Here is a 22,561-nt window from a genome sequence, read left to right as displayed (position 1 = left end):
CCGGACACAGCAAGGGAGTTCAGCAGGGCGGCTCGGTGCGGGTCACGCGCGCCACGAGGTCGACCCATCCCGCCTCCAGCCGCTCCATGGGCATCCCGCACTGCCTGGTCAGATGGTGGATCAGGGCGGGGTCGAGATACGCCATCAGCGTCTGGGAGAGCAACTCGCAGTCGGCGTCCGGGAGGATCTGCCGCAGCAGCACCGTGACGTGGGTGTGCAACGCCCGGAGCGCGGAGTGGGCGAACCGGCGGGTGGGCTCAGGCTGAGCGGCCAGTTGCAGGTCCAGCTGCTCGGCATGGCGGTACAGCACCGCGGCACCGAACGCCCGCAGCCGCTCGACCGGCGGGGCTCCGGGGCCCAGCGGGGGCGGGCCGCCGAGGAAGTCGGCCTGGAGCGTCTGCGCGGAGTGGTCGAGGAGCGCCATCAGCAGGCCGGTGCGGTCGCCGAAGCGGCGGAAGACGGTCCCCTTGCCGACCTGGGCCGCGGCGGCCACGGCCTCCATGGTGACGCCGGCCACCCCGTGCTCGGCGATCAGCCGGGCGGCGGCCTCCAGCAGCTTGGCGCGGTTGCGGGCCGCGTCGGCACGCAGGCAGGGCTCGTCGGCGTAGGAGCGGACCTCCAGCAGCTGGGGCTCGCTTATCGACTCCTCGGGCTTCGGAAAGGGCGGCAGGGCGCTGGACATGAAGACAGCGTAAAGCACTGGGAACAAAACTGGACCGCGGTCCGCTTAGCCTGGTACAACTTTTAAACGGACCTCGGTCCGGATCGTAACGGCAGTGTTTCAGCCCCCCTCTTGGAGTCCCCATGTCTGTTCGTATCCTCGCGCTTGTCGGCAGCCTGCGTGCCGGCTCGCACAACCGCCAGCTCGCCGAGGCCGCCGTGAAGTTCGCGCCCGAGGGCTCCGACATCGAGATCTTCGAGGGTCTCGCCGACATCCCGTTCTACAACGAGGACATCGACGTCGAGGGCGACGTCCCGGCCGCCGCCGCCAAGCTGCGTGCCGCCGCCGGTGCCGCGGACGGGTTCCTCTTCTTCTCCCCCGAGTACAACGGCACCATCCCGGCCGTCCTGAAGAACGCCATCGACTGGCTGTCCCGTCCCTACGGCGCCAGCGGCTTCGGCGGCAAGCCGGTCGTCGTGGTCGGCACCGCTTATGGCCAGTTCGGCGGCGTGTGGGCGCAGGACGAGGCCCGCAAGGCCGTGGGCATCGCCGGCGGCAAGGTGATCGAGGAGCTCAAGCTCTCGATCCCCGGTTCCGTGACCCGTTTCGCCGAGACCCACCCGTCCGAGGACGCCGAGGTCGTCGCCCAGCTGACCGAGGTCCTCTCCCAGCTGAAGGGCCACGCGGGCGAGGCCGTCGCCGCCTGATCCAGGCACCCCGCTTCACCATCGAAGGGGCCGGAGTCCACCCGGACTCCGGCCCCTTCGTGTCCCAACTGCCGCTCCGATCAGTCCAGTTCGGCCAGGCGCGGCACCGCCGGTGCCACGAACCGCTCGATCCACTCGACCGGTTCGCCCGTGCGCGGGCCCAGAACGACCGTGTCGACGCCGAGCTTCGTGAAGCCGTTGATCTCCCCGAGGAACGCCTCGACATCGCCCGCGGTGACCGACTCGCCGCCGTAGACGATCGTCTTGCGGATACGGTCGTAGTCGCGCCCCAGGTTGTCGCAGTGACCGCGCAGCACGTCGAGCTTGTGGCGCAGTTCGTCCGGCGTCGACACGATCAGGTTGCAGGCGTCGGCGTACTGGGCGACCAGCCGGAGGGTCTTCTTCTCCCCGCCGCCGCCGATCATGATCTCGGGGTGCGGGCTGCTGATCGGCGCGGGCACGCACAGGGTCTCGGCGAGCTGGTAGTGCTTGCCCTCGAAGGGGCCGTTCGTCTCCGGGTCCCACATCTGGAGACAGATCCGCAGGGTCTCCTCCAGCCGCTCGAACCGCTCCGCGACCGGCGGGTAGTGCACGCCGAGACCGTGGTGCTCACGGTCGTACCAGGCCGCCCCGATGCCGAGCGTGGCCCGGCCGCCGGACAGGACGTCGAGCGTGGTGGCGATCTTCGCGAGGAGACCAGGCTGACGGTACGTCACTCCCGTGACCAGCGCGCCCAGTTGGACCGTGGACGTGCGGCCCGCGAGATAGCCCAGGGTCGTGTAGGCCTCCAGCATGGCGTCCTCGGCGCCGCCGTTGAACTCCATCTGGAAGTAGTGGTCCATCACCGAGAGCCAGCTGACGCCCGCCGCCTCGGCCGCGGCACCCGCCGCGGCCAGCTCGGGCCCGACCGCCGTCGGCCCTCCGGGATGGTTGAACCGGTTGATGTGTACGCCGACCCGCATGCCCGACTCCCTCTCGCAGTCCACTTCGCAGTCCACCCGGACCTTCACCGTCCTTCGTGACGGTAGGTCTTCGAGCGCTCTCGAAGTCAAGCGCTCCGCGTCCTCGTGGCGCGCAGGCTGGTGAATGTCGTCACCGCGAGCACCAGCACGATGAAGCCGAGGGAGAAGGGGATGGAGATCTCCGGGACGTGCACCCCGGACTCGTGCAGGGCGTGCAGCACCAGTTTGACGCCGATGAAGCCGAGGATGATCGACAGGCCGTAGCTGAGGTGGACGAGTTTCTTCAGCAGGCCGCCGATGAGGAAGTACAGCTGGCGCAGCCCCATCAGGGCGAAGGCGTTGGCGGTGAAGACGATGTACGGGTCCTGGGTGAGGCCGTAGATCGCGGGGATGGAGTCGAGGGCGAAGAGCACGTCGGTGGAGCCGATGGCGAGCATCACGACCAGCATCGGGGTCATGACGCGCTTGCCGCTCTCCGTGATGAACAGCTTGGTGCCGTGGTAGCGGTCGGCCACACCGAAGCGGCGTTCGGCGATCTTGAGGAGCTTGTTCTCCTCGTACTCCTCGTTCTCGTGGCCCTTGCGGGCGTCCTGGACGAGCTTCCAGGCGGTCCAGATCAGGAACGCGCCGAAGAGGTAGAACACCAAGGAGAACGTGGAGATGATCGCGGCACCGGCCGCGATGAAGCCGGCGCGCAGCACCAGGGCGACCAGGACGCCGACCATGAGCACCCGTTGCTGGTACTGGGACGGCACCGCGAACTTGCCCATGATCAGCACGAAGACGAAGAGGTTGTCGACGCTCAGCGACTTCTCGGTGATGTACCCGGCGAAGAACTCCCCGGTGGGCCCACTCCCGCCGTAGACGAGCAGCCCGAGCCCGAACAGGCAGGCCAGCACCACCCAGACCACGGTCCACACGCCGGCTTCCTTGACGGACACGTCGTGGGGTTTGCGGCCGATGAGGAAGTCGACTCCGACGAGGGCGCACAGGGCGGCGATCGTCAGCAGCCAGACGGTCGGGGAGATGTTCACGGGTGATGCTCCTGGTACATGAATCAGCAGATGCGGTGATACAGGGGGTCCACAGGGGTTTCGACATCGTTGTCCGCGCGAGGGATCCCTTCCACGTCCCGCAGGTGAACAACAGATCACGTCCTGACAGGGCACACCCGCCGTCCGGCGGAAAGGTTCCGCCGGACGGCGGAGCACGGAACGGGGGTACAGGCGCGGAGTATGGCCGTACGAGCCGCCGCGCCCAGCGTCAGGAGAAGCACATGACGTCCACCCCGCCCCCGCCCCCGTTCGACCCCGAACTCGCCGCGGCGCTGGAGTTGATCAAGGAGTTCATCTCGCCCGGGATGACGATGGAGGACATCGACGAGATCCGCCGGGGTCCGGCGATCATGCAGTCGATGGAGATGGACCTCACGCTCGGCGGAGCCTTCGCCATCGAGGACAGGGAGGTGGCGGGCCCGGTCGGCGAGCCCGACATCACACTGCTGATCGGCCGTCCGACCGCACCGGCGACGGCGGGCGCACTGCCCGTCATCTATCACGTGCACGGTGGCGGGATGGTGCTCGGCGACCGGCGGGTCGGGGTGACCGGGGCGCTGGAGTACGCGCGGGAGCTGGACGCGGTGGTGGTGTCCGTGGAGTACCGGCTGGCGCCCGAACACCCTCACCCCGCGCCGATCGAGGACGTGTACGCCGGTCTGCTGTGGACGGCGGAGCACGCGAAGGAGATCGGCGGCGATCCGGAACGGATCGTCATCATGGGCGCGAGCGCCGGCGGCGGGCTGTCCGCCGCGCTGGCCCTCCTCACCCGCGACCGGGGCGGCCCGCGTCCCATCGGCCAGCTCCTGCTGTGCCCGATGCTCGACGACCGCAACGACACCCCGTCCGCCCAGCAGATGGCCGGCGTCGGCGTCTGGGACCGCACGGCCAACGAAACCGGCTGGACCGCCCTCCTCGGCGACCGCCGCGGCACCCCCGACGTCTCGCCGTACGCGGCCCCGGCCCGAGCGGAGGACCTCACCGGCCTCCCCCCGGCCTTCCTGGACGTCGGCTCCGCGGAAACCTTCCGCGACGAAGTGGTCGCCTACGCCTCCCGCCTCTGGCAGTCCGGCGGCATCGCCGAACTCCACGTCTGGCCGGGCGGCTTCCACGGCTTCGACGGGTTCGCGCCACAGGCCGCGGTGTCGCAGGCGGCTCGGGCGGCGCATGTGAGTTGGCTGCGGAGGTTGTTGGGGGCGGGTTGAGGGGGGTGGGGCCGCGGTGACGGGAGTGTGCCGCGACGGCTCCGGGTCGGCTGGGTGGCTTCGTCGGCTTCGCGCTGTGGGCGCCGATTTCGCAGCAGGTACGGGCGGCGCATGTGACCCGGCTGCGGAAGCTGCTCACGGCCGGTCGAGGGGCACGGGAGTGCGGCCACGGTGACAGGGGCGTGCCGCGACGGCTCCGTGTTGGCTGGGCGGCTTCGTCGGCTTCGCGCAGCGCGAGGAACGGGCGACGCAGGTGAGTCAGCTGCGGAGGCTGCTCGCAGTAGGGGGAGGGGCGCGGGAGTGCGGCCACGGTGGCAGGGACGTGGGAGCGCGGCCGCGGTGACGTCGGTGTGTTGCGTCGCCGCCGCTCGACCGGGCGAACTTCCGCCGGAGGCATGGCACACCAGGTGCAGCGGCCGCCGGCGGCTTGCATCTACGACCGCGGCGGCACCGGCGCGCTGTGCGCGAGCGGTACACCAGGGACGCTCCTCGGTTTCCGCCCTCCGGGGACGGGCCTTGCGGGATACCCGCGGGCCCATCCCTCCTCTCCGCCGGTGGCATGCCGCACCATGGGCTTATGAAAGAGCTGGCCGGGCGCCTGACCGCGCTGGATCCGGACGCCGGTGCCGCCGTGCGGGTCATCGGGTACTTCGATCGGCTTGCCGAGTCGCGGGCCGGGCTTGAGGCGCTGGTGCGCGGGGCGGCGGTGCTGGCCGGGTGTGCCGCGCGGCTGGTCGACGCCGAGCGACGGGTCCGGGTGCGGGTGGAGGCGGACGGTACGCGCAGGGACAGCGCGACGCCGCCGGATCCCGCCTGGCCGTCCGCCGCGCTGACGCCGCGCGGGGCTTCCGCGCTCTGGCTGGAGCGTACGGCGGAGGTCGCGCCCAGTGTCGTCGACGCGGTGATCCTGGAGCGGGCGGCCGGTGCCGTACGGCTGGTGCTCGATCGCACCCGGGGCCGGGTGCCCGCCGACGACCCGGAGCTGATCGAGACCCTGCTCGACGCGACGGCTCCCGAGGCGGCCCGGCTGCACGCGGCCCGGCGTCTCGGCCTCGACCCGGCCGACCCCGCGACCCGGGCCCGGGTTCTCGCCCCGCTCGACGGACGGCCCCGGGTCGTCGCCGCGCCCCGGGAGACGACGGGTACGTCCGGCCCACGCCCGGTGTCGGACGGTGATCCGCAGGCGGCCACGGACAGCTCCGGCGCTCAACCACCGCACACCGACGCCGAGTTGCCCGCCGGCCGCCTGGGCATCGGCCCCGCCGTCCCCGTACTGGACCTGCCCCGATCCTGGGCCGCCGCCCGCACCGCCCTCCGTTTCACCGCCGACGGCACCGCGCAGGACCCCGGCCACCGCGTCGTGCACGCCGACGAGCTCGGCGGCATCGCCCTCCTCGCCGAACTGGTCGCACCGGGTGCCGAACCACCTCCCGATGTCCGTGATGTGGAAGCCGCGGCAGTCAACGCGCCCTGGTTGCTGGCCACTTTGAACGCCGTCGCCACCACGACCAGCCTGCGCGCGGCGGCCACCGAGATCAACGTCCACCACTCAACGCTCCAGGACCGGTTGACCCACGCGGAGTCCCTCCTGGGCTGGCCCGTACGCACTCCGCAGGGGCGACTACGACTCCAACTGGCGCTGACGATGCGGCACTTGGCACGGCCGTAGCGGTCAGGTACGGAGGTCGGAAGAGACCGCGCTCCCCCATCTCGCGCATCTTGGCGATGATCCCGCGCTCGCTCCAGTGCGACGCCGTCCCGAGCCTGCACTCGCCGGGGTGCGTGTTCAGCGGCATGGGCCACCGTGCGGGGCCGGTCCGGTTCAACGGTGCCGGGATCATGGACAGTTCGGCGCCGGCCGCCTCAACTGCTGCCCATACTCCGGCTCCGGCAGTTGTCTCCGGCGATGTGGATGCCCTGTCCCGTACCTGTGGACGGTATCCCCCCGCACTGGCAACAAACGGGCAGGCACCGGAAGTTGGCCATCTCCGCGCCACGCGGAATTCCTGATTCGGTGCGGCTGGAGGGGGGTCATAGCAAGCGCTTGTCGCTACATTTTGACATGAGCGCCGCAACACCCTCCCCCTCTGTCACTCCGCAGGAGGCACTTCCCCATGCGCAGACTTCTCGCCTGTCTGGCGGCCGCAGCCGCGGCCCTGGGCGGGATCACGGTGGCCGCCGCGACACCGGCCGCCGCCGCAACGTCGGGCAGCTTCAGCGTGCTCACCTACAACGTCGCCGGACTCCCGGAGTCGTTGTCCAGCGCTTCGACGCCGCGGGACACGAGCACCACCGCGATTGGCACGCGCATCGCCCCGTACGACATCGTGAACGTGCAGGAGGACTTCAACTACCACGCCTACCTGTACTCCACCGACACCCACCCGTACCGCACCGCGACCAGCGGCGGCGCCGGTATCGGCAGCGGGCTCAACACCGTCTCCAACTACGCCTGGGACGGCGACGACTTCGAGCGGGTCGGCTGGAACTCCTGCCAGATCGACTCGGGCGACTGCCTGACGCCGAAGGGCTTCACCTTCATGCGGGAGCGGCTGTCCGAGGGGGTGTACGTCGACTTCTACAACCTGCACACCAACGCGGGTACGAACGACGGCGACGAGGCCTCCCGCGCGGACAACCTCAGCCAGTTGACCTCGTTCATCAGCACCCACTCGGCGGGCAACGCCGTCGTGGTGATGGGTGACACCAACACCCGTTACACCCGCACCGCCGACACCATCGCCGAGTTCGGCGCGGCCAACGGGCTCACCGACGCCTGGGTCAAGGTGATCCGCGGCGGCGTGGCGCCGGCCAAGGGCAGCGACACGCTGCTGTGCGACCAGACCGGGGCCACCGTGCCCAACACCTGCGAGGTCGTGGACAAGGTCCTCTACCGCAGCAGCAAGCTGGTCACGCTCAACGCGACGTCGTACAACAATGAGCACGCCAAGTTCCTCACCTCGGACGGGCTGATGCTCTCCGACCACGACCCGATCACGGTCGGCTTCACCTGGTCGCAGAACGCGGACTACCAGCTCAGCGACCAGTTCGGCGGCCCCCACGGCGACTACTACCAGGACATCAACAGTGTCCCGGCGGCCGCCCGCGCCACCACGATCTCGCTGCGCGCCGGCTCCCGCGTCGACCAGGTCGGCATCACCCTCGCCAACGGCACCACCCTCACCCACGGCGGCACGGGCGGCACCGCGTCCTCGCTGACGCTGGGCAGCGGCGAGTACGTGACCTCGGCGTACCTGTGCGAGAGCAAGTACAACAACACCACGCGGATCTTCTACGCCAAGTTCACCACCAACCTGGGCAACACCCTGGCCGGTGGCACCACCACCTCGGACTGCGTGACCCGCACCGCCCCGTCCGGCTGGCAGATCGCCGGTTTCCACGGACGTTCCGGCGACGAGCTGGACAAGGTCGGCTTCATCTACACGAAGCGCTGACCCGAAGCACCGACCCGCCGCCGTAGCGACGAAGTACCAAGCGCCGTACCGCAGTTGTGAGCCGGACCGCCCGCCGCCGCGGGTGGTCCGGCTCGGTGCGTTCCGGGCGCGCTACGCGAACGCCGGAGGCACCAGTCGCCCGCGCGAGATGAGCGACGTGGCCTGCTTGAGGCGGTGGACGTGGATGCTCACGCCGTAGCCGTCGATGCCCGCGACGGAGGCGACCTTGGTGGTCAGGTACCGGTACAGGTGCTCCGTGTCGCGGCAGATGACGACGACCATGACATTGGAGTCGCCGCTGATGGCGGCGGCGAAGGCGACCTCGTCGTGGTCCGCGAGTTCCTCTCCGACGCGTTCGAGGCGGGCCGGGGCGACGCGCAGCCACAGGGTGGCGTTGAGCGCGAACCCGAGGCGCGCGGAGAGCAGTTCGACGTCGTAGTCGAGCGCCCCCGAGTGCTCCAGGGCGTCCAGTCGGCGGGCCACGCGAGCCGTGGACCAGCCGGTGACGTCGGCGAGTTGGGTGTGGGTGGCGCGGCCGTCCTCCGCGAGGGCGTCGAGCAGCGGGGTGTCCTCGTCGGTGAGACGTACGGGTGGCCCGATGGGGAAGTCCGGCCGGTCGCCTACGAGTTGACGGATCTGCTCGGATGTGAGGTGACCGCCGTAGCCCGTCCAGTCGCTCGGTCCGGACGTGCCGAAGGGGTGGATGAGCAGGTCGATGCTCACGTCGAGGACCGATGCGGACTGGGGCAGTTGACGCAGCAGGACGTCGTCGCGCGTCACGTGCACCGGCGCGCTGATGACGCAGATGATCTCCGAACCGCCGGACGCGAGGCCCGCGTAGGCGATGTCGGGCCGTCGGGCCAGCGCGTCGGCGAGCGGGCCGACCCGGTCGGGGCGGCAGCGGATCCGGGCGACCCAGCGCGCGTCGCCGTGGACGGCGGGGTCGACCAGGCCGACCACCCGCATCACTCCGGAGCGGCGCAGCGCGTGGAAGCGACGGGCGGCGGTCTGCTCCGAGACCCCGGCCACCTCACCGATCAGCCGGAACGAGGCGCGTGGCGCGCACTGCAGCGCGCGGAGGATTTTCCCGTCGACTTCGTCAATCATGAGGGAAGTATCGCACCCATGAGGCCCGTGATAGAGGTTTCTCGTCGCTTCTCGGTCGTGCGTTGGTGATTGTCCATGCCGGAGCTGATCCTTGGGCGCGTGCCTGTTCGAGTTCGAGGGCACCGCATTCGAGAAGGAGAGTTCCCCGTGAACGTCACGACCCCGGCGAGCGGGCGGCCCGACCGGCGGGCGGCCACCCTCGTCATGGCCTGCCTCGGCGTCTTCGTCGCCTACTTGCCGGTGACCACGGTCGCCGTGAGCCTGCCCGCCATCCAGACGGCGCTGAACGCGTCGACCGCCCAACTGTCCTGGGTCCAGGACGCGTTCGTCCTGCCCATGGCCGCGTTCATCCTCACCGCCGGCGTCTTCGGCGATGTGCACGGACGCAAGAAGGTGTTCCAGGCGGGCCTGTTGTTCGCCGCCGCCGGTGCGGCCGTGGCCCTGTGCGCGCAGTCGGTCCACGTCCTGTGGATCGGCCAGGCGTTGGCCGGTCTCGGCGCGGCAACCCTGCTGCCGACGACCCTGGCGCTGATCAGCCACGCGGTGCCCGACCACCGGGAGCGCGGCAAGTTCATCGGCCTGTGGGCGACCGCGCTGATGGCGGCGCTGGCCGTAGGCCCGCTGATCGCCGGAGTCATCCTCGACCACGCCGCCTGGCGCTGGATCTACCTGATCTCCGTCCCCGTCCCGCTGATCGCGCTGGGCGTCGCCGCACGCCTGCTGCCCGACTCCCGGGCCCCGCACGGACGCAAGCTGGACTGGCCCGGCCAGCTCACCGCGGCCCTCGCCATCACCGCGCTGGTGTACGGCGTGATCGAGGGCGGCGCCGGTTCCTTCACGGACGTCAAGGTCATGGTGGCGCTGTTCACCGCGGTGGTCGGCGGAGTCGCGTTCGTACTCGCCGAGCGGCGCGGTGGCAGCCCGATGCTCGACCTGACGCTGTTCCGCAGCCCGGCGTTCACCGCCACCACGCTGGTCGCGATGATCACCTTCCTGGCGCTGATCGGCTTCTTCTTCCTGCTCAGCCTGTACTTCGGTCTGGTGCAGCAACTCGACACGCTCCAGGCGGCGTTGCGGCTGCTCATGGTCACCGCGGCGGCGATCGTGGTCGGCCAGCCGGTCGGTCGGCTGATGCACCGGGTCACGCCGCGTGTCCTGATCACCGGTGGTCTGCTGCTCATCTCCGGTGCTCTGTTCTCACTGACCGGCGTCGAGGCCGGCACCTCGTTCGCGTCCATCGCCTGGCGGCTGGCACTGCTCGGCCTGGGCATCGGGACCGTCATGACACCGATGACCGCGACCGCTGTGGCCTCCGTGCCGTATCACCAGGCGGGGATGGCAGCGGCCGGCAACAACGCGTTCCGGCAGGTCGGCGGCGCGCTCGGCCCTGCCGTCCTGGGCGCCCTGCTCACCACCAAGGCCCTCGACACCCTGCCCGGCCACCTCACCGACGCCGGGGTGACGGGCGCGGCGCAGCAGAGCATCGTGTCGACCGCCGACGCGGGCGGCCTGGGCGCCGTCGCCCACATGAACCTCGGCCCGAACACCGGCCGGGCCCTGGGCGCACTGAGCGACTCCTTCCTGGACGGCATGCGGCTGTGTCTGGTGGTGGCCGGCTCGCTGACTCTCCTCGCGGCCCTGGTGTGCGTGCTGTTGCTGCGCCACCCGCGACAGGCCTCTTCGTCCACGGCGGCTCCGGTGGCCGGTGCGAGCACCGCCACAACTGGGGCGCCAACGGCGGCCGTCGTAGCGGCAGTTGACCCGGCACCGAACCGCTGAGGCACGAACTACCCATGGGCGGGGCCCCGTTGCGCGCCTTCGGGACCCCGCCCGCCTTCGCCTCAGATCGACACGGCGACAGTGGTGAACGTCGTGTCCGGCGTCTGCGGGCTGGTGAAGCGGGCGTTGACGAGATAGAGCCGGTTGCCGAAGCGGGCGGCGGTCGTCGGGACGTCGAAGCGCGGGTCGGTGATCGTACAGCGCAGGGTCGCGGTGCCGGCCTTGGCGTCGAGGTCGAACACGCTGATCCGGTTCAGCCGGTTCTGGACGACGTACAGCGTCCGGCCGATCCGGAACAGCCCGTCGCCGTTGGCCACATCGGTCGCGCCGCTCAGCGCGATCTCGGTGGCGTGGCCGGTCTTGAGGGACACGTTGTAGAGCTTGCCGGGGCTGCTGCTGACCACGATGAGTCCGTGCCCGTCCGGGGTGCCGACGACGCCGTTCGCGTTGTTCACCCCGGGCGTCTGCACCCAGTCACCGGTGAGCGGCAGGGCGGTGACCTCGCCCGTGCGGCCGCGGGGCACGCCGTAGAGCACGGCGTCGAGCGAGTCGGTGAACCAGGCGCGGTCGCCGAGGAGCGTGACGTCGTTGATGAAGTGGCCGGTCGAGGCGGTGAGTTGATAGGTCGTCAGCACGTCACCGGTGCGTGAGTCGACGACTCTCGCGATCCCGGTGCTGCCGGCGACGTACAACAGGCCGTCGTGGTCCAGCTTCAGGCCGACCGACACCAGGCCGGTGGCCCCCTCGGACAGGGTCTCGCCCTCGCCGGTGCGCAGGTCGGTGCGGTGGATGGCGCCGTTCGCACGGGAGCCCATGTAGGCGTACGGCCTGCTGCCGATGGCTATGCCCTCGGGGAGGAAGCCGTTGGGCAGCGAGAACTCCGTGGGCCAACTGGCCGGGGCGGTCGAGGAGTTGGCGTGTGCCGTGCCGGCACCGGTCGTCACGGCGAGGGCGGTCAGGGCGGCGCCGCCGAGGAGGGCGCGCCGGGTGGGGTGCGCGTGGGGGTGGATCCGGGTCATCGTTCGGGCCTCCGGATGCGCGGCTGAGGGAGGCTCCGGACCCAGGGCTCGGGTGAAATCCTCTTCAACTCCGCCCCAAGGACCGGTATTTGCGTAACGGCCCATCACTCCCCGGAGTTCCCACGCGCCCCGCCGGCACCTACGGGTTCGGGTTCCTTACTGCCGTCCGACGGTACGGCCTTCTGGAGGCTGCTCCCCTCGACGTCGAGGTCGGGCAGGAGCCGGTCCAGCCAGGCCGGCAGCCACCAGGCGCCCCGCCCCGCGAGGGCGAGCACCGCCGGTACGAGCGTCATGCGGACGGCGAAGGCGTCGATGGCCACACCGACCGCCAGGGCGAACGCGATGGGTTTGATGAGGGAGTCGTCGAGCGGGAAGAACCCGGCGAAGACGGTGAACATGATCAGAGCGGCGGCGGTGACGACCCGCACGCTGTGCCGCGCGCCGTCGACGACCGACTGGCGGGCCCGGCCGGTGTGGGCCCACTCCTCGCGCATCCCGGAGACGAGGAACACCTCGTAGTCCATGGCCAGTCCGAACAGTACGCCGATCAGGATGATCGGCAGGAAGCTGACGACAGGACCGCTGTGCGGCACGCCGAGGACGCCGGCCAGCCAGCCCCACTGGAAGACCGCCACGACCAGACCGAGCGAGGCACCCACCGAGAGCAGGAAGCCGACGGCGGCCTTGACGGGGATGACCAGCGACCGGAAGACCATCATCAGCAGGAGCAGGCTCAGGCCCACGACGATGGCGACGAAGGGCAGCAGGGAGTCGCTGAGGCGGTTGGAGACGTCGATGTTGACGGCGGTGGTGCCGGTGACCGCGATCGAGGCACCGGTGGTGGCACGGAGGTCGGACGCGACCGCGCGGATGTCGCGGACGAGTCGGTCGGTACGGACGCTGTCGGGGCCGGAGTCGGGCAGCACGGTGACGACGCTCTGTGCGGGGTCGCCGGTGGACTCGGGCGGCAGGACGGCCTTGACGTTCTTCAAAGTGCGCAGTTTCGCGGCCACTTGGGCTCCGGCCCGTGAACTCGCGGCGGCCGTACGGTCGTTGGTCTCGGCCAGGACGAGCAGCGGGCCGTTGAAACCGGGGCCGAACCTGTCGCTGATCGTGTCGTAGGCGGTGCGCTGGGTCGAGGCGTGCGGGGCGGAGCCGTTGTCGGGGAGTGCCAGGCGCAGGTCGGCGGCGGGCAGCATGAGGGTGACCAGGATGCCCGTGACGGCGAGCACGGTCAGCAGTGGTTTGGCGACGACCCACTTCGTCCAACGGGTGCCCAAGGTGGTGCGGCCGGTGGCCCCTTCGGCGTCGGCGGCCCGCCGTGCGGCACGGCTCCCGGGCTTGGGGGCGAGTCGTGTACCGGCGAAACCGGCTGTCGCGGGGACGAGAGTGATCGCGGCCAGCACCGCGATGAGGACGGCTCCAGCCGCCCCGAGGCCCATCGTGGTCAGGAACGGGATGCCGATGACGCTCAGCGCGGCGAGCGCGATGATCACGGTGGCGCCGGCGAAGACCACGGCACTGCCGGCCGTTCCGACGGCCAGCGCGACGGATTCCTTCGGGTCGGTTCCGCGGGCGAGTTGCTGTCGGTGGCGCGAGAGGATGAACAGGACGTAGTCGATGCCGACGGCCAGGCCCAGCATCAGGGCGAGCGTGACGGCCGTGGAGGAGATGCTGACGGCGGGCGCGAGGGCGAGCAGTCCGGTGAGTCCGGCCGCCACCCCGATCAGGGCGGGCAGCAGCGCCATGCCGGCGGCGAGCAGCGAACCGAACGTGACGACGAGCACGAGCAGCGCCACGGCCACGCCAATGATCTCCGACGGTCCGATGTGAACTCCCTTGCTGTTGAAGACGGAACCGCCCACCGAGGTCCGCAGCCCGTCCCGTTCCGCCGCGTGGGCGGCGCTCTTGATCGCGTCCACGGACGAGGTCCGGACCTCCGCGGCCTGCGCGCGGTACTGGACCTGGACGATCGCCGCCGTCCGGTCGGCCGAGACGGCACCGGCGGTGCGGGGGTCGACCACGTCGCTGACCTGGGGTGCCCGCTCGGCCTCCGCCACGGTCCGGGCGATGGTCGTCGCGTACGGGGCTTCGGTGATCCGGTGCCCCTCGGGCGCCGTGAAGACGATCTGGGCGCTCGCGCCCGAGGCTTCCGGAAGGGTCTTGCTCAGGCTGTCCAACGCCCGCTGCGACTCGGTGCCCGGCACCGAGAAGCGGTCGTCGAGCTTGCCGCCGAAGACGCCGACGCACGTGATGAGCGCGGCCAGCACGAAGAGCCATATGCCCAGGACGAGTTTGCGGTGCCGGTAGGCGCCGAGGCCCAGCCGGTGAAGCAGGACAGCCATGACTAACTCCCTGGAAGGGGGCGGGGGTTGGGGAGGGAACACCGTTCGGACGGCAGCCGGACGCCGACCGCGTGACGGGCTTGCGCCGAGGGGCGTCCCGGTCGATGAGCCGACTTTATCACTCGCTCAAGTCACTCGACCAAGTCATTGAACCGTGACATGCATCCCCCATTTCCATAAGGCCAGCTCAGAGGCTATGTACAGGCGACAAAAACGAACGACCTTGTCACATGACAAGGTCGCTCGATAGTTGTATGGCCCCCCTAGGTCGTCGCGTCAGCCCACCGGTACCGCCAGCAGCTCCAGCCGTCCCCCGGCCATCGCCACCACGGCGGACACGAAGGCCTGGAGGCAGATGCGCTCGGCCTCCTCGTCGGGGAGCGCGAGGTGTTGCAGCATCAGCCCGTCGAAGCCGGCGAGGAAGAACCGCGCGATCGCGTCCACGGGCTGGGCGAGGGGCCGGCCGGTGCGTTCGGCCGCCTCGGTGATCAGCTTCGCGGTCACCTCCGTCACGCCCCGGTAGTGGGCATTGAGGGCCTCGCCGAGAGCGGGCGAGCGGAGCGCGAACATGGTTAGTTCCGTGAGGAGTTGATGGCTTTCGGGCTGCTCACGCACCGTCCGCCACAGCGCGGCCACCAACGCGCCCGCCGTCTCCTCGAACCCTCCGTCCGCCGGTGCGGCCCGCTCGACCTGGGCCACCAGATCCTCCGTGAGCTGCTCCATGACCGCGAGGTACAACCCTTCCTTCGTACCGAAGGTGTAGTGCACCGTGGCCTGGGCGACCCCCAGCTCGGCGGCGATGGCACGCGTGCTGCCGGCCGCGACCCCCTCCCTCGTCATGAAGTCGATGGCCGCTTTGATGAGCTGGGGGCGGCGCTCGGCCGCGGAAACGTGAGCCATGCGCCCATCATATCGACTGAGTCCCACGAACAAGTCGTCCGAACAAGTCGGGATTCGCGCAGCCTGACGCCCGTGACCGCGCCCCGGCCGCTGAGGTCCGGTCCCTGGCCGCGCGGGTCAGTTCCCGCAGCTGAGCGGGTGCATACGTTTCCTCCACCACCCGTCGAACGGGACGAACGAGGAGGCAGGCTCGTGAAGGAAGACAGCCAGTTGGACACGTGTGTGATCGGGGCGGGGCCTGCCGGGCTGGCCGTCGCCCGGGCCCTGACCGAGCGGAAGCTGCCGTACACGCATCTGGAGCGGCACACCGGGCTCGGCGGTATCTGGGACATCGAGAACCCGGGCGGCCCGATGTACGAGTCGGCCCACTTCATCTCCAGCAGGACCCTCTCGGGCTTCGGCGGTTTCCCGATGCCCGACGATTTCGCGGACTATCCGCCGCATCGGCAGATCCTGTCGTATCTGCGGTCCTTCGCCGACGCCTACGGGCTCACGGACCGGATCGAGTTCGGCGTCGGGGTGGAGAGCGTCGAGAAGAACGCCGACGGCACCTGGACGGTCGTCCGGGCCGACGGGCAGGAGAGCCTGCACGGTCAGGTCGTGGTGTGCACGGGCTCGCAGTGGCACCCCAACATCCCTGAGATTCCCGGGCGGTTCAGCGGCGAGGTCCGGCACACCGGCGGTTATCGCAGTGCGGAGGAGCTGCGGGGCAAGCGGGTGCTGGTCGTGGGTGCGGGGAACTCCGGCTGCGACATCGCCTGCGACGCGGCCCGGACGGCTGACCACGCGGTGATCAGCATGCGGCGCGGGTACTGGTTCATCCCGAAGCACCTGTTCGGGCGCCCGGTGGACACCATCGCCAACAGCGGTCCGCATCTGCCGATGTGGCTGGCGCAGCGCGTCTTCGGCGGACTCCTGCGGCTCGTCAACGGCGATCCGACCCGCCTGGGCCTGCAGAAGCCGGACCACAAACTCTTCGAGACGCACCCGGCCATCAACTCGATGCTGATCCACCACCTCCAGCACGGCGACATCACGGCCAGGCCGGGGATCGCCCGCGCCGAGGGCAGCACCGTGCACTTCACGGACGGCACACGCGACGACTTCGATCTCGTCCTGTTGGCGACGGGCTACGTCCACAAAGTCCCGGTCGCCCAGAGGTACTTCGGGGACGAGCAGCATCCCGACCTGTATCTGTCGTCGTTCTCGCGCGAGCACCAGGGCCTGTTCGGGATCGGGTTCGTGGAGACCAACTCCGGCGCTTACCAACTCTTCGACAGCCAGGCGCAGTTGATCGCCGGGTATCTGAACGACACGCGTCACGGTCTGCCCAACTCCGAGCGGTTCGCCCAGATGATCCGCGCCGACCGACCCGACCTGTCCGGCGGGCTGAAGTTCGTCGCCTCGCCACGTCACACCGGTTACGTCGACAGCGGGGCGTTCGTGAAGTACCTCGGCAAGGTCGCCCGCCAGATGGGCTGGCGCACCGAGGGCCAGGCTCCGCCGGTGCGGTCCGCGGCCCGGCGCGTGGAGGCGACGGCATGAGCGGGAAGTTCGACTTCACCGACAAGGTCATGCTGGTCACCGGCGGCGCGGGCGGCATCGGCAGTGCGCTGTGCCACCGCTTCGCCGCGGCCGGCGCCCGCTGTGTCGTCGTCGACATCGACGGGGTCCGTGCGGAGAGGCTGGCCGCGGAACTGCCTGGCGCCGGACACACCGGCATCGGCTGCGATCTGCTCCGACGCGCCGACCTGGAGCGGCTGTTCGAGCAGGTCGCCGATGTCCACGGCCGCATCGACGTGCTGGTGAACAACGTGGGCATGACCAGCTCGGAGCGCTTCGACGTCCGCAGCGTCGAGAGCATCGAGCGGGAGATCACCCTCAACCTGACCTCCCCGCTGGTCGCCACCCGGATCGCGATCCCCCTGCTGAAGGCCTCGCGCGATGCCCGCGTGGTGACCACGGTCTCCCTCGGCGGGATCTTCCCGCTGGGCGAGACCCCGATCTACACGGCGTCCAAGTTCGGGCTGCGCGGCGCGATGCTCGCCATCGGCCTCGACCTGCGGAGCAAGGGCATCCTGGCCGGGTCGGTGCTGCCCTCGGCGACCGACACCCGGATGCTGCGACAGGAGGCCGTGGACGGCGGCAACTCCATGCAGTTCCAGGACCAGCCGCAACAGCCCGCGAACGTCGTCACGGCCGTCGTGAGCCTCCTCGACAGGCCCCGCCTGGAGGCCTACCCCCGCTCCGGCGAGTCCCGTCTGGTGCGGTTCGCGATGCTCGTACCGAACCTGCTGCCCCGGATCTTCCCCCTGTTCCGCAGGCGCGGCGACCGCGGCATGGCCCGTTACCTGGAGGAACTCCACCGCCGCGGACTGGCCCGACAGACCGACGGGCGCTGGGAGTTGGTGGAGGAGGCATGACCAAGAACGAGACCCTGACCGTGGTCAACCCCGCCACCGGCGAACCGATCACCACCCTCCCCGCCGCGAGCGCCGACGACGTCACGAAGGCCGCCGAACAGGCCCGGGACGTCCACGACTCCGGGGTCTGGTCACGGCTTCCGGTCCGGGAACGCAGCGCCGTACTCCTACGCCTGGCCGACCTGATGCGACGCGACGCCGAGACCCTCGCCCGGCTGGACAGCGAGGACGCGGGCAAGCCCATCACGGAGTGCCGTACGGGGGACGTACCGGGCGCGATCGAGTCGATCCGCTGGTTCGCCGAGGCGGCCGACAAGGTCTTCGGCCGGATCGCACCGAGCGGACCCGACGGCCTGGGCCTCATCACCCGCGAACCGGTCGGCGTGGGTGCGGCGATCCTCCCCTGGAACTACCCCCTGGCGATGGCCAGTTGGAAGATCGGCCCCGCCCTCGCGGCGGGCAACTGCCTCCTGCTCAAACCCGCCGAGGCGACCCCGCGTTCGGCCCTCCACCTGCCCGCCCTCGCCACCGAGGCCGGCCTGCCCGACGGCGTACTCACCATCCTCCCCGGCTACGGCGACGAAGCCGGAGCGGCCCTCGCCCGCGACCCCCTCGTCCAGGCCCTGTCCTTCACCGGCTCCACCGCCACCGGCCGGCACATCCTCAAGTCCGCCGCCGACAGCAACTTCAAGCGCGTCTCCCTGGAGATGGGCGGCAAGAGCCCCCAGGTGCTGATGGCCGACGCGCTCTCCTACGGCGACGCGCTCATCGGCGACATGATCGAGGCCGCGTTCCTGACGATGGGCCAGAACTGCACCGCCGGTTCAAGGGTGTTGGTGCACCACAGCATCGCCGAGGAGGTCGTGGAGCGGTTCACCGCCGCGGCGAGGGACCTCGTCATCGGCGATCCGGCCGACCCTCGCACCCAGCAGGGACCGCTCATCAACCGCGCCGCCTTCGACCGTGTCGCCGGTGCCGTGGATGCCGCCCGGGCGGCCGGCGCCCAGATCCACACAGCGGGACTCCCCCACGGGCTGCCTGCGCGCGGCGCCTACTACCCGCCCACCGTGATCACTCGCGCCCCCGCCGAAAGCGCCGTACTCACAAGGGAGTTGTTCGGTCCCGTCGTCACCGTCGAGACCTTCGCCTCGGAGGACGAGGCGGTGCGGATCGCCAACGCCACCGAGTACGGGCTCGCCGCATCCGTCTGGACCCGCGACCTCGACACCGCGCTGCGGCTGGCCCGGGGCATCGAGGCGGGCGTGGTCTCCGTGAACGCGTACAGCGAGGGCGACATCAGCACCCCCTTCGGCGGCTGGAAGCAGTCCGGGTTCGGCGGCGTGGAGAAGTCCACGAACGCCTTCGACCAGTGGACCAGGGAGAAGACGGTCTGGATCCGCACCCGTTGAACCGGTCGGCGGGTGAACCCGTCCTGGATCCAAGCCCGTTGACCACACCTGACGGGGTCACTCGCGATGCGCCGCCGCCCGGAGCAACTGCTCCCGCAACTGCACCGGAGAGCTGCCGTGCCAGCGGCGTACCGCGCGGCGCAGGGCCCGTTCGTCGGAGAATCCCGCTCGGCGGGCGATCTCACGCAGGGTCAACTCCGGTCGCAGCAGCAGCTGTTCGACGCGTTCCCGGCGCACCCCCTCCGCCAGCGCCTCGTACGTCGTGCCGCAGTCGGCGAGTCTGCGGCGCAGTGTCCGCTCGCTCGTCGCGTGCCGTCGTGCCTGCTCCCCGAAGGACGGGATCACCGGGAGGCTCTGCGCGACGGACACCTCCAGGACTTCGAGGAGGTCCTGTTGGTCGGTGCGGGAGGCGAGTTGGGCGTCGAGGGTCTCCAGGGTCGAGGCGTAGGTCACCGGGTCGCGGCCGGGCATCCGGGCGCGGGCCCAGGCCGGGTCGATGACGATGCGGTCGGCCGGGGCGCGGAACCGGACCGGGCAGCCGAACAGGGCGCCGTAGAGGTCGTGTTGGCGGGGTGGCGGCTCGGAGAACTCGACCACGCGCGGGGCGAAGTCCGGGCCGACGGCGAGCCGGGAGAGGGTGACGACGGAGGCGAACCCCTCCTCGATCAGGAAAGACGCCACGCTCGGGTCGACGGCGGGGTCGGGGAGGTCGGCGCGCAGGACGAAGGCGCCGTCCTCGCCGACTCCGGTCGACCACACGGTCATCGCGCCCGAGAGGTTCTGGTACTTCACCCCCGTCTCGATGGCGTGCCGGAGTGTGTCGTCGGCCATCAGCGCGAAGCCGAGCAGGCCCCAGGCGGTGAGGTGCTGTGCCGCTCCGACCCTCAGGCCCAGCCGCTCGTCCCCGGTGAGTTCCACCGCGCGCCGGATCACCGCGCTGCCCTGCCGGTACGACACCCGCAGCGCGGCCGAGCGCATGAGCGTCTCGTCCAGGCCGACCTCGCTCAGCAGGGGCCGTAGATCGACGCCGCGCGAGTCGGCGACGACGACGAGATAGCGCAGGATGTTCGGCTGGATGGTCGCCGACGTGCTGCGGCTGGTCCCGTGCGGGTCCGCAGGGGCCGGGGCTGGGAACATCGCACTCACCTCCTCGTGGGCGACCACCGTAAGCATCCGGACGGCACCGGTCGCGCGAGGTGGCCGCCGAAGTCCCCTCAACGGCCCCCGGTGTCCTGCGTTAGTGCCGCCACGGCTGACTACGGTCCGTGCATGTCAGTCAGCACTCCAGGCCGAGCGCGGGTCGGGCGCCCCGCGGACCGGGCCGGTGCCCGAAGGGCGACGACCCTCGCGTTCGGCGCGCAGGGCATGTCCGTCGCCGCCGTGTACACGACCGTCCCCGCCGTCACCGAACACCTGAAGCTGTCCCCGCTCCTGACCACCGCCACGCTGGTCGGGGTGGCCCTGACCGCGGGGGTCGGCAGCTTCCTGGGGCTGGCCGCGGTCCGCGTCGCGGGGCCCGTCGCCACGATGCGCGGGGCACTGCTCACGGCCGCCGTCGCGCTCACCCTGATCGGCTGGGCTCCCGGCCCGCAGACCGTCATCTGCGCGTACGTCCTGTTCGGCCTCGCGGTCGGCGGCCTCGACGTCGGCATCAACACCCGGGCCGCCGCGATCGAACGCGCCTACGGCCGTAGCGTCTTCGGGTCGTTCTACACGGCGTGGAGCGTGGGTGGCGTGCTCGCGGCGCTGCTCACCGCCGGCGCGGCCCGGCTGGACCGGCCGGTGGGTGAGGGCCTGGCCGTGCAGGCGAGCTTGCTGTTGGTCGTCGCCGTCTGTCTACGCACGCACACCCTTCCCTCCGCCCACGTGCCGTCCGTGCAGCCGCCGTTGGGGCGCCGGCTGTGGCTGCGGCTCCTCCCCTTCGGGCTGGTCCTGCTCGTCGTCTACGTCGTGGACTCGACCGTGTCCGCCTGGTCGGCGGTGTATCTGCGGCAGACCCTCGGCGCGTCCCTCGTGGTGGCGCCGATGGCGTACGCGGCGTATCAGGCGGGCACGGTCGTCGGCCGCGCCACCGTGGACCGGCTGGTGCAGCGGGTCGGTACCGTCGCCGTCGTCCGCACGGCCGCCCTGGTGGTGGCGGGTGGCCTGGTGGGTGTGGCCACGGCTCCGAGCTGGCCGTTCGCCGTGCTCGCGGCGGGAGTTGTGGGGCTGGGGGCGTCGGTGCTGGCGCCGCTGTGTCTGGCCTCCGCCGCCCGGCTGCGGCCCGCCGCCTCGGAGACGGTGCTGGCCCGGCTGAACCTCTTCAACTACGCGGGCGTCGTCACCGGCGGCGCGGTGAGCGGACTCCTCGGCTCCACCGGCGAGTTCCGGCTCGCGTACGCGGCACCGGCGGCGCTGGCGGTGCTCGTACTCACAGGTGCCCGCCACTTCACGCAACCGCCGGGGGCATCCGCGACATAGGAAACGAGCCAGGCAATGGGCGGGATATGGCCAGTCCATGGTCATGCGGCAATCGGTCGTTCAACCGGCGCTGCCAGCGTCGCGCCCATGAACACTCCTCGCATGGGCCTTCCCGACCTGCTCGCGGACAGCCTGAGCATGCCCGGGTTCCCGGCCATCGCGTAGGGGCCGCGAACTCCTTGCAGCGCCTTGGCAGTTACGACGCTGGTGACGACGATTCCGGCGAGCAGGCCCACGACGAGCAGCGACGCCGGTATCGCGGACGGCAGGTCGAGGACGACGCTCAGGGCGGACGACTGGGTGCTGTGGGGGCGGGCGAGCGCGAGCCGCTGCTTCATCCCGAGGGAGAAGCCGCCTGCCCGCCGACAGGCGAAACTCCTCGCCCGACCTCGTAGAGGACGGCGTCCACGCGGGCGGCGCCGATGCCGTTCGAGAGGGCGATGGCCCGCAGGTGGCTGCGTGCGGAGCGGCCGGGGTGGAAGGCCGAGGCGTCGAGCAGTGCGCCGACCGTGCGCAGGGGGCGGGTCAGCGAGGCGTTCATGTCGACGGTGCCGATGCTGTTCCTGGCCCTGGTCATCGCGCTCCTGCTGAACGCACAGGTGCGGCACGCCACCGCCTACCGGGTCGCGTACTTCATCCCGAATGTGACCTCGATGGTCGCCATGGTCGTCGTCTGTGGCTCGGTGTTCGCTCAAGCGGGCCCGGGTAACTCGCTGTTGAAGGTGATCGGGGTGGACGGCGTCGACTGGCTGACGCCGTCCCTCGGCATCGAGTCGGCGATCTCCCTCATGATCATCTGGCGCCGGGCCGGCTACAACGCGCTGATCTTCCTGGACCCCGGTACCACCGGCCACCCGGGCCAGGAAGGTCTGACCATCGCGCTCCATCTCTGGCAGAAGGCCTTCAACGACCACCAGTTCGGCTACGGCGCGGCGATCGACTGGTCCCTGTTCGCTCTCACCGCGCTGTTCGCGATCATCAACTGGCGGCTGGTGGCCGGCTCCGGGCGCGACGACCGTCCCCGCATCTCCTGGCGCAAGGGAGCCCGCAACGGCCGCTGACCGGACGACCGCC

Annotated in this window: 20 protein-coding genes; 10 read left to right on the top strand and 10 right to left on the bottom strand. The window is 70.6% G+C overall.

Annotation, left to right across the window (positions count from 1 at the left end; all coding sequences use genetic code 11):
• Positions 1-19 precede the first annotated feature (19 nt).
• Positions 20-700, bottom strand: coding sequence for a TetR/AcrR family transcriptional regulator (locus ACGFY9_RS21295; protein WP_393756213.1), 681 nt, complete (start codon positions 698-700; stop codon positions 20-22).
• Positions 701-804: 104 nt separating this feature from the next.
• Between ACGFY9_RS21295 and ACGFY9_RS21290 the strand changes: the two genes are divergently transcribed.
• Positions 805-1,368 (top strand): NADPH-dependent FMN reductase, encoded by a 564-nt coding sequence (locus ACGFY9_RS21290; RefSeq protein WP_393756211.1) that lies wholly within the window; start codon positions 805-807, stop codon positions 1,366-1,368.
• A gap of 80 nt (positions 1,369-1,448) precedes the next feature.
• Here the strand turns inward: ACGFY9_RS21290 and ACGFY9_RS21285 are convergent, their stop codons facing one another.
• On the bottom strand, positions 1,449-2,330 hold the full coding sequence (locus ACGFY9_RS21285) for an LLM class F420-dependent oxidoreductase (RefSeq protein ID WP_393756209.1): 882 nt from the start codon (positions 2,328-2,330) through the stop codon (positions 1,449-1,451).
• 86 nt (positions 2,331-2,416) lie between these two features.
• On the bottom strand, positions 2,417-3,364 hold the full coding sequence (locus ACGFY9_RS21280; RefSeq protein ID WP_393756207.1) for a TerC family protein: 948 nt from the start codon (positions 3,362-3,364) through the stop codon (positions 2,417-2,419).
• 242 nt (positions 3,365-3,606) lie between these two features.
• Here ACGFY9_RS21280 and ACGFY9_RS21275 point away from each other — a divergent pair, with 242 nt between their 5' ends.
• The 3 genes from ACGFY9_RS21275 (at position 3,607) to ACGFY9_RS21265 (ending at position 8,045) form a co-directional block, all read left to right on the top strand.
• Positions 3,607-4,590, top strand: a complete 984-nt coding sequence (locus tag ACGFY9_RS21275) for an alpha/beta hydrolase (protein WP_393756205.1) — start codon at positions 3,607-3,609, stop codon at positions 4,588-4,590.
• Between the two features lie 577 nt (positions 4,591-5,167).
• Complete coding sequence (locus ACGFY9_RS21270; RefSeq protein WP_393756201.1) at positions 5,168-6,259, top strand: helix-turn-helix domain-containing protein; 1,092 nt, start codon at positions 5,168-5,170, stop codon at positions 6,257-6,259.
• 445 nt (positions 6,260-6,704) lie between these two features.
• Positions 6,705-8,045 carry a jacalin-like lectin gene (locus ACGFY9_RS21265; RefSeq protein ID WP_393756199.1) on the top strand — a complete coding sequence of 447 codons (1,341 nt, stop codon included), beginning with the start codon at positions 6,705-6,707 and terminating at the stop codon, positions 8,043-8,045.
• Between the two features lie 111 nt (positions 8,046-8,156).
• Here the strand turns inward: ACGFY9_RS21265 and ACGFY9_RS21260 are convergent, their stop codons facing one another.
• Positions 8,157-9,152: an Lrp/AsnC family transcriptional regulator gene (locus ACGFY9_RS21260; protein WP_393756197.1), complete on the bottom strand. Its 996-nt coding sequence runs from the start codon at positions 9,150-9,152 to the stop codon at positions 8,157-8,159.
• A 147-nt stretch (positions 9,153-9,299) separates the two neighbouring features.
• Here ACGFY9_RS21260 and ACGFY9_RS21255 point away from each other — a divergent pair, with 147 nt between their 5' ends.
• A complete protein-coding gene (locus ACGFY9_RS21255) occupies positions 9,300-10,931 on the top strand; it encodes an MFS transporter (protein ID WP_393756195.1) in 1,632 nt (543 codons plus the stop codon).
• A gap of 62 nt (positions 10,932-10,993) precedes the next feature.
• Here ACGFY9_RS21255 and ACGFY9_RS21250 read toward each other — a convergent pair whose 3' ends face one another.
• From ACGFY9_RS21250 to ACGFY9_RS21240, 3 genes are all read right to left on the bottom strand, one after another.
• A complete protein-coding gene (locus ACGFY9_RS21250) occupies positions 10,994-11,950 on the bottom strand; it encodes an SMP-30/gluconolactonase/LRE family protein (RefSeq protein WP_393756194.1) in 957 nt (318 codons plus the stop codon).
• A gap of 104 nt (positions 11,951-12,054) precedes the next feature.
• A complete protein-coding gene (locus ACGFY9_RS21245; protein ID WP_393756192.1) occupies positions 12,055-14,295 on the bottom strand; it encodes an MMPL family transporter in 2,241 nt (746 codons plus the stop codon).
• Between the two features lie 276 nt (positions 14,296-14,571).
• A complete protein-coding gene (locus ACGFY9_RS21240; protein WP_393756190.1) occupies positions 14,572-15,195 on the bottom strand; it encodes a TetR/AcrR family transcriptional regulator in 624 nt (207 codons plus the stop codon).
• A gap of 222 nt (positions 15,196-15,417) precedes the next feature.
• Here ACGFY9_RS21240 and ACGFY9_RS21235 point away from each other — a divergent pair, with 222 nt between their 5' ends.
• The 3 genes from ACGFY9_RS21235 to ACGFY9_RS21225 are packed head-to-tail and all read left to right on the top strand — an operon-like array spanning position 15,418 to position 19,027.
• Positions 15,418-16,740, top strand: coding sequence for a flavin-containing monooxygenase (locus tag ACGFY9_RS21235; RefSeq protein WP_393756696.1), 1,323 nt, complete (start codon positions 15,418-15,420; stop codon positions 16,738-16,740).
• Positions 16,737-17,618, top strand: coding sequence for an SDR family NAD(P)-dependent oxidoreductase (locus ACGFY9_RS21230; RefSeq protein WP_393756188.1), 882 nt, complete (start codon positions 16,737-16,739; stop codon positions 17,616-17,618). The genes ACGFY9_RS21235 and ACGFY9_RS21230 overlap by 4 nt, the downstream gene beginning before the upstream one ends.
• Entirely contained in the window at positions 17,615-19,027 is a 1,413-nt protein-coding gene (locus ACGFY9_RS21225) for an aldehyde dehydrogenase family protein (protein ID WP_393756186.1), read from the top strand. Before ACGFY9_RS21230 ends, ACGFY9_RS21225 begins: the two co-directional genes overlap by 4 nt.
• A 57-nt stretch (positions 19,028-19,084) precedes the next feature.
• Here ACGFY9_RS21225 and ACGFY9_RS21220 read toward each other — a convergent pair whose 3' ends face one another.
• Positions 19,085-20,164, bottom strand: coding sequence for an AraC family transcriptional regulator (locus ACGFY9_RS21220; RefSeq protein ID WP_393756184.1), 1,080 nt, complete (start codon positions 20,162-20,164; stop codon positions 19,085-19,087).
• A gap of 132 nt (positions 20,165-20,296) precedes the next feature.
• Here ACGFY9_RS21220 and ACGFY9_RS21215 point away from each other — a divergent pair, with 132 nt between their 5' ends.
• On the top strand, positions 20,297-21,487 hold the full coding sequence (locus ACGFY9_RS21215; protein ID WP_393756182.1) for an MFS transporter: 1,191 nt from the start codon (positions 20,297-20,299) through the stop codon (positions 21,485-21,487).
• Positions 21,488-21,528: 41 nt separating this feature from the next.
• Here ACGFY9_RS21215 and ACGFY9_RS21210 read toward each other — a convergent pair whose 3' ends face one another.
• Positions 21,529-21,825: a hypothetical protein gene (locus ACGFY9_RS21210; RefSeq protein WP_393756180.1), complete on the bottom strand. Its 297-nt coding sequence runs from the start codon at positions 21,823-21,825 to the stop codon at positions 21,529-21,531.
• Positions 21,822-22,064 carry a hypothetical protein gene (locus ACGFY9_RS21205; RefSeq protein WP_393756179.1) on the bottom strand — a complete coding sequence of 81 codons (243 nt, stop codon included), beginning with the start codon at positions 22,062-22,064 and terminating at the stop codon, positions 21,822-21,824. Before ACGFY9_RS21205 ends, ACGFY9_RS21210 begins: the two co-directional genes overlap by 4 nt.
• Here ACGFY9_RS21205 and ACGFY9_RS21200 point away from each other — a divergent pair.
• Positions 22,027-22,548 carry a carbohydrate ABC transporter permease gene (locus ACGFY9_RS21200; RefSeq protein WP_393756177.1) on the top strand — a complete coding sequence of 174 codons (522 nt, stop codon included), beginning with the start codon at positions 22,027-22,029 and terminating at the stop codon, positions 22,546-22,548. The genes ACGFY9_RS21205 and ACGFY9_RS21200 overlap by 38 nt on opposite strands.
• Positions 22,549-22,561 lie beyond the last annotated feature (13 nt).

The sequence above is a fragment of the Streptomyces sp. NPDC048504 genome, from assembly GCF_043200035.1.
Classification (GTDB): domain Bacteria; phylum Actinomycetota; class Actinomycetes; order Streptomycetales; family Streptomycetaceae; genus Streptomyces.
Note: the sequence above shows the minus strand (reverse complement) of the source record. Positions and strands in the feature narration are given on the sequence as shown.

Excerpts from the sequence above, each read along its gene's own strand:
- ACGFY9_RS21215 (WP_393756182.1), top strand. The coding sequence starts at position 20,297 with ATGTCAGTCAGCACTCCAGGCCGAGCGCGGGTCGGGCGCCCCGCGGAC.
- ACGFY9_RS21230 (WP_393756188.1), top strand. The coding sequence starts at position 16,737 with ATGAGCGGGAAGTTCGACTTCACCGACAAGGTCATGCTGGTCACCGGC.
- ACGFY9_RS21240 (WP_393756190.1), bottom strand. The coding sequence starts at position 15,195 with ATGGCTCACGTTTCCGCGGCCGAGCGCCGCCCCCAGCTCATCAAAGCG.
- ACGFY9_RS21270 (WP_393756201.1), top strand. The coding sequence starts at position 5,168 with ATGAAAGAGCTGGCCGGGCGCCTGACCGCGCTGGATCCGGACGCCGGT.
- ACGFY9_RS21225 (WP_393756186.1), top strand. The coding sequence starts at position 17,615 with ATGACCAAGAACGAGACCCTGACCGTGGTCAACCCCGCCACCGGCGAA.
- ACGFY9_RS21265 (WP_393756199.1), top strand. The coding sequence starts at position 6,705 with ATGCGCAGACTTCTCGCCTGTCTGGCGGCCGCAGCCGCGGCCCTGGGC.
- ACGFY9_RS21220 (WP_393756184.1), bottom strand. The coding sequence starts at position 20,164 with ATGTTCCCAGCCCCGGCCCCTGCGGACCCGCACGGGACCAGCCGCAGC.
- ACGFY9_RS21205 (WP_393756179.1), bottom strand. The coding sequence starts at position 22,064 with ATGACCAGGGCCAGGAACAGCATCGGCACCGTCGACATGAACGCCTCG.
- ACGFY9_RS21245 (WP_393756192.1), bottom strand. The coding sequence starts at position 14,295 with ATGGCTGTCCTGCTTCACCGGCTGGGCCTCGGCGCCTACCGGCACCGC.
- ACGFY9_RS21275 (WP_393756205.1), top strand. The coding sequence starts at position 3,607 with ATGACGTCCACCCCGCCCCCGCCCCCGTTCGACCCCGAACTCGCCGCG.
- ACGFY9_RS21250 (WP_393756194.1), bottom strand. The coding sequence starts at position 11,950 with ATGACCCGGATCCACCCCCACGCGCACCCCACCCGGCGCGCCCTCCTC.
- ACGFY9_RS21200 (WP_393756177.1), top strand. The coding sequence starts at position 22,027 with ATGTCGACGGTGCCGATGCTGTTCCTGGCCCTGGTCATCGCGCTCCTG.
- ACGFY9_RS21285 (WP_393756209.1), bottom strand. The coding sequence starts at position 2,330 with ATGCGGGTCGGCGTACACATCAACCGGTTCAACCATCCCGGAGGGCCG.
- ACGFY9_RS21290 (WP_393756211.1), top strand. The coding sequence starts at position 805 with ATGTCTGTTCGTATCCTCGCGCTTGTCGGCAGCCTGCGTGCCGGCTCG.
- ACGFY9_RS21210 (WP_393756180.1), bottom strand. The coding sequence starts at position 21,825 with ATGAAGCAGCGGCTCGCGCTCGCCCGCCCCCACAGCACCCAGTCGTCC.
- ACGFY9_RS21260 (WP_393756197.1), bottom strand. The coding sequence starts at position 9,152 with ATGATTGACGAAGTCGACGGGAAAATCCTCCGCGCGCTGCAGTGCGCG.